This is a genomic window from [Brevibacterium] flavum (assembly GCF_019317305.1).
GTDB classification, from domain to species: Bacteria; Actinomycetota; Actinomycetes; order Mycobacteriales; family Mycobacteriaceae; genus Corynebacterium; species Corynebacterium glutamicum.
Map to the genome: position 1 here is coordinate 1,374,190 of NZ_CP079240.1, position 14,812 is coordinate 1,389,001.

Sequence of the window (14,812 nt, forward strand, 5' to 3'; positions counted from 1 at the left end):
CGAACGAATATTCGCATAAATCTTTCGAATTGGCGCGAATATTCGATCCCGCTGGCCTCCGAACTAGCCATTTTGGTAGAAAATTTGCATCCTTGAGCCGGTATTGGCCCAAGGATGCATTTTCCTGTGTCCTACTTCTGCAGTGAGTAGAACTGAGCACTCATCGCTGGGACATGCAGTGAGAGTGAGTAGGCGAAATTATCGCGTGGCCTCGCTGCTGCCTGAACGGAAGTAGCGATATCGTTTTCTGCACCGAGGAATTCAGCATCATCAGTGTTGAGAACGAGCTTCCATTCGCCACCCGCTGCAACACCGAGCTGGTACTCAGGCTGGGAGGTTCCAGACAGGTTGAATACACACAGCATCTGGGAGCCGTCGCTGCCGAAACGCGTGAACGCCAAAATGTTGTTGGTGGCGTCGTCGCCCTTATTCCATGTGAAGCCTTCTCCTGTGAAATCCTGAGTGTGCAGCGCAGGGGAGTCTGAGTAGACACCGTTGAGGGAGCGGGTCAGAGTGCGGATGGCTTCGTGGTACTCGCCTTGCCAGCCGTCGACAATATCCCATGGCAGTCCCTGGCCTTCAGCCCACTCTTCACGCTGACCAAACTCCTGACCCATGAAAAGCAGCTTCTTGCCTGGGTGCGACCACATGTACGCAAGGAAGGTGCGAAGACCAGCGGCCTTGTTCCACGTATCGCCAGGCATACGGTCCCACAGGGAACCCTTGCCGTGGACGACTTCATCGTGAGAGATCGGAAGTACAAAACGCTCAGAGAATGCGTACACCAAGGAGAAAGTGAGCTCACTGTGGTGGAATGCGCGGTGCACAGGGTTTTTGGAGAAGTACTCTAAGGTGTCGTGCATCCAGCCCATGTTCCACTTGAGGGAGAATCCCAAGCCGCCGTCCCACGTTGGTGCGGTCACGCCAGGCCATGAAGTTGATTCCTCAGCGATGGTGAGCGCACCAGGGTGCAGTCGCAGCACCGTGGCGTTCATTTCCTGCAGGAACTGCACTGCCTCGAGGTTCTCGCGACCACCGTATATGTTTGGTTCCCATTCGCCGTGCTCACGGGAGTAATCGAGGTACAGCATGGAGGCCACGGCGTCGACGCGCAGACCATCGATGTGGAATTCTTCAATCCAGTACAACGCATTAGCGACGAGGAAGTTGCGGACTTCGTTGCGACCGAAGTCAAAGACCAGGGTGCCCCAATCCTTTTGTTCGCCGCGCCTCCAGTCAGGGTGTTCATAGAGGGCTTCGCCATCAAAGCGGGCAAGAGCCCAATCATCCTTAGGGAAGTGGGCAGGAACCCAGTCCATGATCACGCCAATACCGCGGGCGTGGAAAGCATCGACTAGCGCACGGAACTGATCTGGGGTACCCCAACGAGAGGTCGGTGCGTAGTAGCCGGTGACCTGGTAACCCCAGGAACCACCGAAGGGGTGCTCTGCGACAGGGAGGAATTCCACGTGGGTGTAGCCAAGATCTGCGACGTAATCGACCAGCTCAGTAGCCAAATCCTCATAGTTCTTACCCCAGCGCCAAGAACCGAGGTGGACCTCGTAGACACTCATTGGCTTGGATGCGAGATCAGTTTGGGAACGCTCATGCAACCAGTCCGAATCCTGCCACTGGTACTCAGAGGCAGCGACAATAGATCCGGTTGCCGGTGCCAGTTCTGCGCGACGAGCCATTGGGTCAGCTTTGTCGCGGCGCTGGCCTTCCTTGGTTTGGACGGCGAATTTGTACACTTCGCCTTCCTCAACGCCTGGGATGAACAGCTCCCACATACCCGAACCACCCATAGACCGCATCGGATGCTGGGATGCATTCCAACCGTTGAAACCACCAACGACTGCACAGCCAATTGCGTTTGGAGCCCACACTGTAAATGCGGTGCCACGAACAGTGCCAAGCGCAGTTTGGTAGGTCTTGATGTTGGCACCGAGAACCTCCCACAAACGCTCATGGCGTCCCTCAGAGAAGAGGTAAATATCCATCTCGCCCACGGTGGGGAGGAAGAAGTATGGATCGGCCTTGATCTGTGGTTCCTGATCAGGCCAGGTGATTTCCAAGCGGTAGTCGGCCCGCTCACGGTGACCTAAATCAATGGCGAAAATGTCATCACCGATAGAGGTCATAACGTGGGAGGTGCCGTCGATAAGCAAATTAACCTGCGTCGCGCCGATCTGGCGCGTGCGGATAACCGAACCAGCTTCGGTCTCATGCCAACCATAAAATCCATGAGGATCGTGATGGTTGCAGTGGCGCAGGCGGGCCAGATCTGCCTCAGGGATGGTGATGTGGCTCGCGGGGTCAACGGTCATGATGATAATCCTTGATAGAAGGTACAGAGATGGGAAATTACGCGCGGTAGGTTTTGATTTCGCGCCATGCAAGACGTTCACGGCGAGACGCTGGAAGTTCAGGAAGAACAAAGATGTGGGCGACATCGCGTAGGGGCTCGAGGCGGACAAAGTTCGTCTCTGACCACAGGTAACGGGAGTCGGTGATCGCATCGCGCACCTCAAACTGTGCACCCGCTTCTAAGCCAAGCGCTCCAAGATCAAGGCGAACAGTAGCCTCACGAGCACTACGTGGATCCAAGTTGACCACAATCAACACGGTATTTCCGGTCAAAGCATCAACCTTGGAGTAGGCGATGATCTGATCATTGTCCGCTTCGTGGAAGTGGATGTTGCGTAGCTGCTGCAAGGCAGGGTTCGCGCGACGGATCTGGTTGAGCAGAGCGATGTAATCCTCGAGAGAATCGCCACGCTCCAGAGCGCCCTCGAAATCGCGGGGACGCAGCTCATACTTCTCAGAATCCAAGTACTCCTCCGAACCAGGCTTCACTGCCTCATGCTCAAAGAGCTCATATCCGGAATATACGCCCCACACAGGAGACATCGTGGCGGCCAATGCGGCGCGGATAGCGAACATTGCGCGTCCACCATGCTGCAGAGAAGCGTGCAAAATGTCGGGAGTGTTCACAAACAGGTTCGGACGAGAAATATCCGCCATGCGGGCGATCTCAGTAGCGAACTCGGTGAGCTCCTCCTTGGTGACCTTCCACGTGAAGTAGGTGTAAGACTGGGAGAAACCAATCTTGGCCAAGCCATACAGACGTGCCGGGCGAGTAAACGCCTCCGCTAGGAAAATGACCTCAGGGTTTGATTTATGGATGGCAGAAATAAGCCACTGCCAGAAATTAGCGGGCTTAGTGTGCGGGTTATCCACGCGGAATGTGGTCACACCCAAATCCACCCAGAACTTCACCACACGATAGACCTCTTCATAGATCTTCGGAGCATCATTATCAAAGTTGATGGGATAAATATCCTGGTACTTCTTCGGTGGGTTTTCTGCATACGCAATGGTGCCATCAGCTAACACCGTGAAAAACTCGCGGTGTTCCTGCGCCCATGGATGATCAGGGGCAGCCTGCAGAGCTAGATCGAGTGCAACTTCCAAATTGAGTTCCCGTGCGCGAGCCAACAACGCCTGGAAATCTTCAATGGTGCCCAACCGCGGATGCGTTGCATCATGCCCACCATCTTTAGAACCAATAGCCCACGGCGAACCCACATCATGAGGTTCCGGGGTCAGCGTATTATTGCGGCCCTTGCGGTTGACCTCGCCAATCGGATGGATCGGCGGGAAGTAAACAGTATCGAAGCCCATCTTCGCGACACGCTCCAACGCCTGAGCAGTGGTAGCGAAAGTGCCATGAACGGGGGTGCCGGACTCATCCCAACCACCTGTGGAACGAGGGAAAAGCTCATACCAAGAGTTGACCAAAGCGGCACGACGCTCGACACGAACCTGCAGGTTTTCACCCATCGTGACCAACTCACGCAACGGGTTAAGTTCTAAAAGATGAGTGACACTCGCGGTGAGCGCTGGGGCGAGACGTGCGCGTACATCGCCGCCACGCCGCAGAGAGGAGGCGACGTCGAAAAGCGCAGTCCTATCCTCTTTAGACAAATTCTCCGCAGCACGCTCAAACAGCTGAGCCCCGTGCTCAAAGTCGTTATACAACTCATCCGAACCCTGACCGGCCTCAATCTTAGTGGTAATTGCATGACGCCACGTAGCCATAGGATCCGACCACGCATCCACACGAAAAGTCCAATTACCAGGGACATCAGGAACGAAAAATGCATTCGACTGATCCTGATTATCAGGAGTGGGGCGCATATGAATCTGAATAGGCTCAGCCGCCACTGAAGAATCCTCCGGACCGGAAACATTCAACGTCGCGGCAATTGCATCATGGCCTTCACGCCACACAATAGCCGAGACAGGAACAATCTCACCCACTACTGCTTTCGCTGGATTTCCATCCAAAATCCGGGGACGAACATCATCGATACCGAGACGGCCAGTCACAGTTTTCTCCTCAACATGCAGTGTGAAGTGCGAACAAACGCACACAAGCTTAAAAGTTCGATCAAGCAGACACACCGGCAATTAGCCGGGGGTATGTCTCCATTATGAAAGCTTAACGGAGCTGTGTCACTTCCACACGGAACCGGAGAAATCAGTCAAGATGGGAGATGTGACTAACTCTATAAATAACTCTGCAGCTGCATCTTTTCCCTCTGATTCGAGTGAACTCAATGACGAATCCAATGAAGACCTCCTCATCGATTTCCAAGGAGTTTTCTTTAAGAGGGATGGTCGAAACCTCGTCGGCCCCGTCGACTGGCAAGTAGAACTAGATGAACGCTGGGTAATTATCGGACCAAACGGAGCCGGCAAAACCACACTCATCCGCATGGCATCCGCCGAAGAATTCCCCTCCGGAGGAATGGCACGCCTCATGGGAGAACGTATCGGCAAAACTGACATGCGCGACCTCCGCTCCATGATCGGCGTCAGCTCCTCCGCATTAGGCAACCGAATCCCCTCCGAAGAAAAAGTCTCTGACCTAGTCATCTCCGCAGGCTACGCAATCCTCGGCCGCTGGCGCGAAGACTACGACGAAATGGACTTCGGACAAGCCACCGAAATCCTCGAACAAGTCGGAGCCATGCACCTAGCCGACCGCACCTGGGGAACCCTCTCCGAAGGCGAACGCAAACGAGTCCTGGTCGCACGCGCACTCATGACCAACCCGGAACTCCTCATCCTTGACGAACCAACCGCAGGAATGGACCTCGGCGGACGCGAAGACCTCGTCGGCTACCTCGGAGAACTCGCCATGGACCCAGACGCACCTGCCATCGTCATGATCACCCACCACGTCGAAGAAATCCCCGCCGGATTCACCCACGCAATGCTCCTCGACGAAGGTGAAATCGTAGCCCAAGGCCTGATCAACACCGTCATGACAAACGAGAACCTATCCAAAGCATTCCACCAGCCAATCCAAGTAGACCGCATCGGGGAACGCTACTTTGCCCGCCGTGTGAGAACCGCCAGGAGTCATAGGGCTCAGTAGGTTTTTTGGAGTTGTGGGCCGGTGTTGGAGGGGTGGTTGTTTAATAGGCGACTTCACGTATGCGGACTTCATGTGCGCTGACTTCTTGCGCTCAACTTCTCATGTGCTGACTTCACTCCGGATTGCTGGAATTTAGTAGTGGTGTCGTGTGATGAGAAGTTGAGTATGCGAAGTCGGTACCGAGAAGTCGACCTTTAGGACATTTTTAGAGGAGTCCACGCAGAGACTCTGTCTCCGTAAGTTCGATTTCACGGTTACGATTTCGAACTGTCGATATCCCGGGTGCGGTTTCTCAATTACAATTTCGCACTTCCAATTTCTCAAGAGCGATACCACTAGGAAAAGTGCCATTTTCCGACTGAAATCGCCGTTGAGAAATTGAGCGCAAGGTATCGAGTTTGCGAAATTGGTAATAAGAAATCGTAACCGTGAAATCGTAACCGTGAAATCGAACTTTAAACCCAGATGGCCGAAAAAGTTCAAACCAACAAGCATCAAGTGACACATTCTCGTGCGGACTGCGCACGGAATCCATAGACTGGTCTGCAGAAGTTTTACGTGTGGGTTTGCTTCGGATGGGGCTTTAACAAGCTTCACAGATGTTGGTTTTTCATAGGCAAGCTATCCAGAAGCGGGCTTTACAGAAAGTCAGGGTGTGGCAATGGTGATGCAGGGCATTGGTGGTAGGAAGCTGGCGGCGACGGTGCTGTTGGTTCGGGATGGGATCATCAATGGGCGTCCTGATGTGGAGGTTTACATTCAGGAGCGTGTGTCTACTATGGCTAATTTTCCTCGGGCGACGGTGTTTCCGGGTGGGGGTGTTGATTCTCGGGATTTTGCGGATGGTCACGGTAAGGAAGTGTGGAGGGGACCTAGCTCGGAGGAGTGGGGTGTGCGTTTAGGCGTGGAGCCTCGTGTTGCGTATGCGTTGGTTTTTGCTGCGGTTCGTGAGTTGTTTGAAGAGGCCGGTACGTTGCTTGCGGAGCATACGGATGGTTCTGGTTTGGTGAAGAATGCTGGTCAGTATCACGGATATCGGGAGTTGTTGGAGACTCATGAGATGTCGCTGACGGATATGTTGCAGAGTGAGAATTTGGCGATTCGTAGTGATTTGATTGTGCCTTTTGCCAGGTGGGCGAGCCCTGAGGGTAATAGGGAGCAGTTTGATACGTTTTCTTTTGTTGCTGTGGAGCCGGAGGGGCAGTGTGCGGATGGTAATACGTCGGAGGCGTCTTCGACGGGGTATTTTCCTGCACGGCTGATTTTGGATGGTTGGCGCGCCGGGTTGTTGAGGTTGGTTATTCCGACGTGGGCGTCGTTGTTTGAGTTGTCGCAGTTTAAGACTGTGGAGGAATTGCTGGAGTACAGCGCGCAGGTTGATATGTCTCCTGTGTTGGATGATGCGGTGGATAATCCGAGGTATGCGGAGTTTTATCAGGCGATGCGCACGGAACGGTTTTGATCATTTAAGGTTCATTCATGAGCTTTAGTGCGGATGAGGTGCGTTTCCTGGCGCAGTCGGAGCGGGAAATCGCGGAGATGACTGCGGATCTTGACTTGAGTAAGAAGTCGATGATTTCGGATGTGGCGACGCTTCGGAAGCACTTCGGTGACTTCGGGAGGGCTGTTGCAGAACTAGCGGGGGCGAGGCGCAGCGCGGTGGGGAAGCTTCCGCAAGATTGGCTGATGTGTCAAGAATCTGCGCAGCAAACCACTCCGCCTGCGGTGTCAGCGGAGCGCGCCCGGCGTTTGAAAACTGCACTTGGTGAGAACGCGATTGTTCATGATGTCACCTGTTCCATCGGTACGGAGGGGCATGAACTTATCGATGCCGGCCTTCGCTACCTGGGTTCTGATCTAGATTTCTCACGCACCCTCATGGCAGCCCACAATCTCCAGGGCAAAAACGCCCTGATTTTCCGCGCCGACGCGCTCCAGCCCGCAAGCAGGGGAGCCGACGTCATCATCGCGGACCCTGCCAGACGCGCCGGGGGCAAGCGCATTACAAATCCGGCACAGCTCCTGCCACCTCTGCCTTCGCTTCTCGACGCCTGGATCAACCAACCACTCGCCGTTAAATGTGCCCCCGGCCTTGATTTTTCGGAATGGTCAGGTCTCGTCAGTATTGCCAGCGTTGATGGAGGCGTGAAAGAAGCATGCCTCTACACTACGGATCTGGCAGATGGGGAAACTCGCGAAGCTATCGTGATCAAAGATGGGCTCATTGACCGCATCACCAACCTTGAAGACGATGCCACGGGACAAGACCTTGCGGCTGCACCTGGTGAGTTCATCATCGACCCAGACGGTGCCATCGTGCGCGCCGGGTTGGTTCGCCACTATGCAGTGCGTGAGCAGCTGTGGATGTTGGATGAGCGGATCGCATACCTTACGGGCAATCGGATTCCAGAGGGGACCAGCGGTTTTAGGTTTATTGAAGAGGTTCCGCTGAAGAAGCTGAAATCGGCGATGGCAGCACATGATGCGGGGGCGGTTGAAATTTTAGTGCGTGGTGTTGATGTTGATCCTGATCAGTTGCGGAAAAGATTGCAGCTGAAGGGTACCAAGGCGATGTCTGTGGTGATTACTCGAATTGGCAGCCGAGGAGTTGCATTGATTTGTGGTCCTCGCGAGCGCGCCTAAAGCCGATGCAAATAAAATTGCCCTGGAAATTGTGCACATCGCGCTGGATTGCTTAGTCTGTTCTATATAGACTGGTTTGTCTGTCAGCGCGTGTGTTTATAAAGTTGCGTGAAAACCGACGGTAGGTAGGCGTCGAAAAGCAATGGGCGAAGCCCGCGTAGTATGGGCGGGCAACGCTAAAAGCGCCAAAACGCCAAAAATCGTGAATTGAAAGGTGAGTGTGGATGTCCACAATCGTGGTTCTGGTTAAAAATGTTCCAGACACCTGGTCTAAGAGGACTCTGGAAGCTGATTTCACCCTTGACCGTGAGGGTGTAGATCGAGTCTTGGATGAGATCAATGAGTTTGCTCTGGAGCAGGCACTGCGCTTGCGGGAGTCCAACCCGGATGCTGGATACCGCGTTGTTGCGCTGAGTGCTGGCCTTGCCGGTGGGGAAGAGGCGCTGCGTAAGGCGCTGTCCATGGGTGCTGATGAAGCAATCCAGCTCAGTGATGATGCCTTGGCTGGTTCTGATCTTTTGGGAACCGCTTGGGCGCTGAACAACGCTATCAACACCATCGCGGATGTTGTTCTCATCGTGACGGGTTCGGCTTCTTCCGATGGTTCCATGGGTGCGCTTCCTGGCGTGTTAGCTGAGTACCGCCAGGTCCCAGCGTTGACTAACTTGTCTGCGCTGAAGGTCGAGGGTGCTTCTATTACTGCCACTCGCATTGATAACCACGGCACCTATGAGCTGCAGGCTGCACTTCCTGCAGTTGTGTCGATTTCCGATAAGGCTGACAAGCCACGTTTCCCTAACTTCAAGGGCATCATGGCTGCTAAGAAGGCTGAGATCAAGAAGCTTTCCTTGGCTGAAATCGGCGTGGCTCCAGAGCAGGTTGGTCTGTCTCACGCGGCAACTGCTGTTACTGCTGCAGCTGATCGTCCTGAGCGCTCCCAAGGTGATGTCATTGGTGCATCGGGCGCTGCCGAAAAGATCGCTGAGTACCTCGCTTCAGAGAACCTCATCTAGCCACTATCTTCACAAAGGAGAACATTTAAATGTCTATTTCTTATGTGCTGGTTGAGCAGCTAGATGGCCGCCCAGAACCAGTTACCCTTGAATTGATCACTGCTGCTCGTGCACTCGGTGACGTTGTTGCCGTTGTCGTTGGCGAGCCAGGTGCCGGCGTAAACCTTGCTGCTGAGCTCGGCAATTGGGGTGCAGCTCAGGTTGTTTCCGCTGAAGTCTCTGGCGCTTCCAACCGTTTGATCTTGCCTGCTGTTGATGCGCTGCACATTTTGGCTGCGAACAACCCAGGTCCAATTGTTATCGCTGCAACTGCAAGCGGTAATGAGATCGCTGGTCGTTTGGCTGCCCGTTTGGCTTCTGGTGTGCTCACCGATGTCGTCGGAATCAATCCCGACCGCACCGCACAGCAGTCCATTTTCGGCGACACCATTCAGGTGTCCGCTGCAGTTGGTGGCGCTTCACCGCTGTACACCCTGCGTCCAGGTGCCCTTGATGGCGTGGCTGTTCCTGCAACCGGTGAATTGGCAACCATTGAGATCCCAGGTGCAACCGCCAAGGATGTCACCATCACCTCCTTCACGCCAAGCACCCAGAGCGATCGCCCTGAGCTGCCACAGGCAAAGGTCGTTATCGCAGGTGGACGTGGTGTCGGAAGCGAAGAAAACTTCCGCAGCATCGTTGAACCACTGGCAGATGCATTGGGCGGTGCCGTTGGCGCAACCCGCGACGCTGTCGATCTGGGCTACTACCCAGGCGAGTACCAGGTTGGTCAGACCGGTGTCACCGTGTCCCCAGACCTCTACATCGGCCTCGGCATTTCCGGTGCAATTCAGCACACTTCTGGTATGCAGACCGCAAAGAAGGTTATTGTGATCAACAACGATGAGGACGCGCCGATCTTCCAGATTGCGGACCTCGGTGTCGTTGGCGACCTCTTTGACATCGCCCCTGCGCTCATCGAAGAGATCAACAAGCGCAAGTAGGAGTTTTGAACACTTTTTATCTGGACCATGCAGCCACCACACCAATGCGTGAGGTGGCCGCAGCTGCGTGGATGGAAAACGCGCAGGCATTGAATCCCGCGAGTCAGTACGGTTCGGGGCGTAAAGCGCGCAGCGTGGCGGATTCGGCTCGTGAAGAAATTGCTTCTTTGCTGGGCTGCGAACCCATCGAGGTTGTGTTTACCGCGTCTGGCACGGAGGCAGATAACCTCGCTGTGCAGGGGTTATTCCACGCATCGCCTCTCAATCGGATTATTTCTACGCCGATCGAGCACCCCGGGATTCTGGAAACCGTCAAGGCTCTAGAACTTGGCGGGGCAGAGGCGGAGCTCATGCCGATCGGTCCAGATGGACGAGTGTCTTCCTTCGAAGCGCTGGACAAGCCTGCCGCGGTTGCCACTATGATGTGGGCGAACAATGAGACCGGCGCGATTCAGCCGGTTTCTGAGTTCATCGCCGCCGCGCAGGCGTCCGGCACGCCAACACACATCGATGCGGTTCAGGTCGTTGGCCATCTGCCGGTCAATTTTGATGAGCTCGGCGCCACCACTTTGGCTGCCTCCGCGCACAAATTCGGTGGACCACGTGGCGTCGGCCTGCTGTTGGCGAGGCGCTCACCAGCACCTTCAGCCGTATTGCACGGAGGTGGTCAGGAGCGCGGCATCCGTCCAGGCACCCTTGATGTCGCCGGCGCAGCTGCCACCGCAGCCGCATTACGCGAAGCAGTGGCCGAGCTTGACAGCGAAGCCACCCGCCTGCGCGGACTTAAAAAGATGCTTCTCGACGCCATCCTCCACACCATCCCCAACGTACTGGTCCACACCACCGAACCATCCCTGCCAGGACACCTGCACCTCTCCTTCCCAGGAGCAGAAGGCGATAGTTTGATCATGCTGCTCGACTCCTTGCGGATCGAAGCCTCCACAGGTTCGGCCTGCTCCAACGGTGTAAACCGTGCCAGCCACGTGCTTTTGGCCATGGGAATTTCCGAAACCGACGCCCGTGGTGCCATCCGATTCACCCTCGGTAGAACCACCACTGAAGAATCCATCAAGGCAGTGATCGCCGTGATCGAAGACGTAGTGACCAGGGCTCGTACTGCGGGAATGGCTTTTTAGCGACCGTAAATCGCATAGTGCAGTTCCGTTGCCAGCGGGCAGATCACCTGCTGGTGAGACAGCGGAACATTTTGGCAGTCGCCAACAACGGGAGATCCCGTGGACAGCACGATCGCACCAAAGAGTCCGTGAAACATCACGGTTTCTTGGGAACGATTCAACCCAGTCGATGTCATGGTTGGTCCATAGGGATCCACCATGTCGTGTTCTGGAAAGTGCGAGGAAATCGTGTTGGCCTGGGCACTTGGAGCGAACAGCACAGCGCTAGCGATAGTCACAGCAGCGATTGTTGATAAGTATTTCTTGATCATTGTTTAGACCTTAATGGTTTATGCTGATTGATTCTCCGCAAGGCGAAACAAAAGTAACTTTAGTTTCGGCTTGCGTTCCAATACCGTCCTATTTGACCAGAAATCAGTTCCGCGAAGATTTCTGGTCATATGGTCTGGTTTTGACCCCAACTAACCGTCCCAGGTGACCAATGCGCGCTGAGGTGGAGAGTTTTCGGTCACCTGGTTTGGTCCGTGGCGGGACAATAGAAAAACTACCCCGGCGCCTACAAAAAGTGGCCTGTCAGAATCGTCTCTGAGCGCTTAAAACTACCACTGTCATGCCTTTACTCATTTAAGTTTTTCGACCTCTTAAACAGGCGAATTAAGCTCCCCATGCACTTCGTCGATGTTTGAGAACCCTGGCCAGATCTCGATTCATCCGTGTATCAAAATTTCCCGAAGCAAGAATTGTCTCTGCGGCATTTTCTGTTGCCAACAGTGCAGCGTTCGCAACCGACATGGCTGTTTTTTCTGGTAGTCCGATGGATGTACAGAATTTTAGGAACTTCTTTTGGCTGAGATCCTTTTTGGATCCCCGGATTTCTAATGCCATCGTGGTGTCGCCATATACTGCGGTGGAAGGGATGTCATCGATGGGGCTGATCTCAAATCCGCGGCCTTTGTTGATAATGGAGATGTTCTTGGCATGAAGATCACCATTGCCGCTGAGCCACGCGACTGCGATTTGGAAGGCGAGATTGCGCATCGCCAAGATGGGGGAGGCGCACGCTTTAGTGAGGGCTTGTGCGATGTCCTCGTAGCTCACTAAGTATTTATCTGCAGGCCAGATTCCCAGGACCTGTCCTGCATCCTCGACGGGGATTTTGCCTTTGGGTGTGTGGTCAAAGCGGTGAACTAAGAGTCCGGACCTGCCGTGTTTGTCATGGAGAACTTCTACTTTGGACAGTTCAATGCGAAGCTTATTTTTGGTCAGCAACTGGTAACAAGCTGCTTCGTTTTCCACCAAGTAAGGGTATTCAGGCGGGGAGAGTTTCAAGATGGCATCGCTTGCAACGGGGACCGCGATGGTGCGTGCAGAGGCTTTGTCTTGGACACCGGCCAGTGCAACGGGATCCGCAATCCCGGACTCGGTTAGTGCAGCCGAGAAATCAAGTTCATCGTCAAAATCGACTGTGGGTGGTGCAGGTTGTGGATTTTCACCATGGGGGAAGATAGCGACTGCACCAACAGGATCAGCTCCCACTGCTAGAAGGAGTGAAAGTTCATCATCGGCAGAGGCTTTAATGTTTCTCCGAAGTGAACTTAAGCGACGACCTTCGGGGAGTAATCCCGCGAAAAATGGTGGGATTGCTCCAGAGCGCGTAATCACGGGTTCAGAATTGATTGGCAGGGACGTGGCAATCGGTGGACCTGCGTAATCAGCTGTGTAGGAGAATGTGGTCTGGTCGCCGTCGCGTGTGAAATGAGCAGCCAAAGTATCTTTAAACCAGATATCGGCAGTGGGGGTCATTGATTAACCTTGAGGGGATCGTGAATTCCAACAGAAAGCTCGAGTCCAAGGACGCTGAGTACATCGATGACTTTGTCCAGGCGAACGGTAGTTTTTCCCTTTTCGACATCGCGGATGAATCGTTCAGAAACTCCAGCCAGGTCTGCGAGTTCTCCTTGTCTAAGGCCTAGCTCTTTGCGTCCGTTGAGCAGCGCCATTCCGATTTCTTCTGCGTTCATGTGCATCCCTTGGATCTAGTTTTCGGCATGATCGTGCCGTTTTTTGCAGTATACAACCGTTTCGGGACCTGGACAAGGAAAACCGGCAAGATCGTGCCGAATTTCCGGTTTGGATGGGGTTTGGGATGTTAATGGGAGAGGATCGGCGTAATCGTGCCGGTTTTTCTTGCGTTGGTAGTCTTGGGGCTATGAGCGCATTCCACATCCGAGCGGAACAATCGCACGATATCAGCGCGATTCATGATGTTACTGAAGCGGCCTTTACAGGAATTGAGCATTCAGATGGAACAGAGCAAGATCTCGTCGATAAGCTTCGTGCTGCAAAGGCGCTGAGCCTTTCGCTCGTCGCTGAAGCGGATGGCGAGGTCATTGGGCATATCGCTGCCTCTGAGGTGCTGATCGGCGGTGGGGCGCAGGGCTGGTTTGGCATTGGGCCTGTCAGTGTTCGGCCCGATAAGCAGCAGCAAGGCGTGGGTATTGCGCTGATGGGCAGCGCGCTTGATCAGTTGCGTGCGGAGGGTGCTGGCGGCGTCGTGTTGCTGGGGGATCCGGGCTATTATCGACGCTTCGGTTTTGAGGTCGTGCCCGGGCTGGTCTATCCGGACGCGCCAGCGGAATTTTTTATGGCTGTGTGTTTGAATGCTCCGGCGTTTCCGCAGGGTGTTGTGGAGTATCACTCGGCATTTGGAGGGTAGAGACCCCATCGTGGCGGGCCTGGGCTCCCGAGGCGAATTTCCGCACCCAGGATTCATCCTTGTACTGCGCTGGAACGCCGCCGCCAAGTAGCTCACGGGTAATCGCGGACGCTTCCGTGCTGTTGGAGCTAAAGAATTCGGTGTCTGAACCCATCAAAATGATGTTGCCGTAACGGCGCCCTTTAAGCATCGGGGGATCGGCGATGACTGCGACGTGCTCGAACACCTCCATCATTCCCGCGAGCTCAGATTTAGCTCCGCGCAGATCAGAATGATCGCCACAATTGGCAACGTACAATCCGCCGGGAGCAAGGCCACGGTGACAGTGCTCAAAGAACTCCACGGTGGTGAAGTTCTGCGGAGTGACGGCTCCGGCGAATACATCACGGATGATCACATCGCGGCTTGCGGGAGTGAAAGATTCTGCCACCATTCGGGCATCATCCACACGAATCTTTACCCGTGGCGCGCGCGGAATGTCGAACCATTCACGCGACAGGCGGGCAAGCTCTGCATCCAATTCCACGACAGTGTTGCGTGACTGCGGGTAAACATCCGCGAAATACCTGGCCATCGTGCACGCACCGCCGCCGAGGTGAGTAATCCGCAGCTTGGATGCATCCTGATGCGCATCGATGAACGCCCGAGCGCCGGTAGCGATCCACCGCATGTACTCAAATTCCAGTGCCTGCGGTTGACCCAGGACAATATGAGAACTGGGCACGCCATTAATGCTGATCAACCAGCCATCGGTGGTGTAGGAATCGGCCTCCAACTCGATGACGGAATATTCACCCTCATAGGTGCCAGCAATGGGAGTGTTGGCAGCTTGGGAGCGGGATTGATCGGACGAGTTTTTTTTACGGGCCACGAAA

13 protein-coding genes are annotated in these 14,812 nt (G+C 54.6%); 7 read left to right on the plus strand and 6 right to left on the minus strand.

The annotated features are described in order from the left end of the window. Positions 1 to 131: 131 nt before the first annotated feature. On the minus strand, positions 132 to 2,327 hold the full coding sequence (gene glgB / locus KW808_RS06675) for a 1,4-alpha-glucan branching protein GlgB (RefSeq protein ID WP_003861351.1): 2,196 nt from the start codon (positions 2,325 to 2,327) through the stop codon (positions 132 to 134). A 37-nt stretch (positions 2,328 to 2,364) separates the two neighbouring features. After that, a complete protein-coding gene (locus KW808_RS06680) occupies positions 2,365 to 4,392 on the minus strand; it encodes an alpha-1,4-glucan--maltose-1-phosphate maltosyltransferase (protein ID WP_003861353.1) in 2,028 nt (675 codons plus the stop codon). Positions 4,393 to 4,552: 160 nt separating this feature from the next. On the opposite strand from KW808_RS06680, the gene KW808_RS06685 reads away from it, so the two are divergent. From KW808_RS06685 to KW808_RS06710, 6 genes are all read left to right on the plus strand, one after another. Then, entirely contained in the window at positions 4,553 to 5,446 is an 894-nt protein-coding gene (locus tag KW808_RS06685) for an ABC transporter ATP-binding protein (RefSeq protein ID WP_003861355.1), read from the plus strand. Between the two features lie 661 nt (positions 5,447 to 6,107). Further along, complete coding sequence (locus KW808_RS06690; protein WP_003861358.1) at positions 6,108 to 6,908, plus strand: NUDIX hydrolase; 801 nt, start codon at positions 6,108 to 6,110, stop codon at positions 6,906 to 6,908. Positions 6,909 to 6,925: 17 nt separating this feature from the next. Next, the gene (locus KW808_RS06695) at positions 6,926 to 8,089 is read left to right on the plus strand and encodes a THUMP-like domain-containing protein (RefSeq protein ID WP_003861360.1); all 1,164 of its coding nucleotides are present in this window, start codon (positions 6,926 to 6,928) and stop codon (positions 8,087 to 8,089) included. A gap of 224 nt (positions 8,090 to 8,313) precedes the next feature. After that, positions 8,314 to 9,102: an electron transfer flavoprotein subunit beta/FixA family protein gene (locus tag KW808_RS06700; protein WP_003861363.1), complete on the plus strand. Its 789-nt coding sequence runs from the start codon at positions 8,314 to 8,316 to the stop codon at positions 9,100 to 9,102. Between the two features lie 29 nt (positions 9,103 to 9,131). Beyond that, a complete protein-coding gene (locus tag KW808_RS06705; protein WP_003861366.1) occupies positions 9,132 to 10,085 on the plus strand; it encodes an electron transfer flavoprotein subunit alpha/FixB family protein in 954 nt (317 codons plus the stop codon). A gap of 5 nt (positions 10,086 to 10,090) precedes the next feature. After that, positions 10,091 to 11,221, plus strand: a complete 1,131-nt coding sequence (locus KW808_RS06710) for a cysteine desulfurase family protein (protein WP_003861369.1) — start codon at positions 10,091 to 10,093, stop codon at positions 11,219 to 11,221. Here KW808_RS06710 and KW808_RS06715 read toward each other — a convergent pair. The 3 genes from KW808_RS06715 to KW808_RS06725 form a co-directional block, all read right to left on the minus strand. Then, on the minus strand, positions 11,218 to 11,532 hold the full coding sequence (locus tag KW808_RS06715) for a hypothetical protein (RefSeq protein WP_003861370.1): 315 nt from the start codon (positions 11,530 to 11,532) through the stop codon (positions 11,218 to 11,220). The genes KW808_RS06710 and KW808_RS06715 overlap by 4 nt on opposite strands. Before the next feature lie 343 nt (positions 11,533 to 11,875). Continuing rightward, positions 11,876 to 13,024, minus strand: a complete 1,149-nt coding sequence (locus tag KW808_RS06720) for a type II toxin-antitoxin system HipA family toxin (protein ID WP_003861372.1) — start codon at positions 13,022 to 13,024, stop codon at positions 11,876 to 11,878. Beyond that, the gene (locus KW808_RS06725) at positions 13,021 to 13,242 is read right to left on the minus strand and encodes a helix-turn-helix transcriptional regulator (protein ID WP_003861374.1); all 222 of its coding nucleotides are present in this window, start codon (positions 13,240 to 13,242) and stop codon (positions 13,021 to 13,023) included. The genes KW808_RS06720 and KW808_RS06725 overlap by 4 nt, the downstream gene beginning before the upstream one ends. 188 nt (positions 13,243 to 13,430) lie before the next feature. Here KW808_RS06725 and KW808_RS06730 point away from each other — a divergent pair, with 188 nt between their 5' ends. Then, positions 13,431 to 13,937: a GNAT family N-acetyltransferase gene (locus KW808_RS06730; protein ID WP_034983968.1), complete on the plus strand. Its 507-nt coding sequence runs from the start codon at positions 13,431 to 13,433 to the stop codon at positions 13,935 to 13,937. On the opposite strand, the gene KW808_RS06735 is transcribed toward KW808_RS06730, so the two are convergent. After that, complete coding sequence (locus KW808_RS06735; protein WP_003861377.1) at positions 13,864 to 14,808, minus strand: spermidine synthase; 945 nt, start codon at positions 14,806 to 14,808, stop codon at positions 13,864 to 13,866. The two genes, KW808_RS06730 and KW808_RS06735, sit on opposite strands and share 74 nt — an antisense overlap. Positions 14,809 to 14,812: the final 4 nt, after the last annotated feature.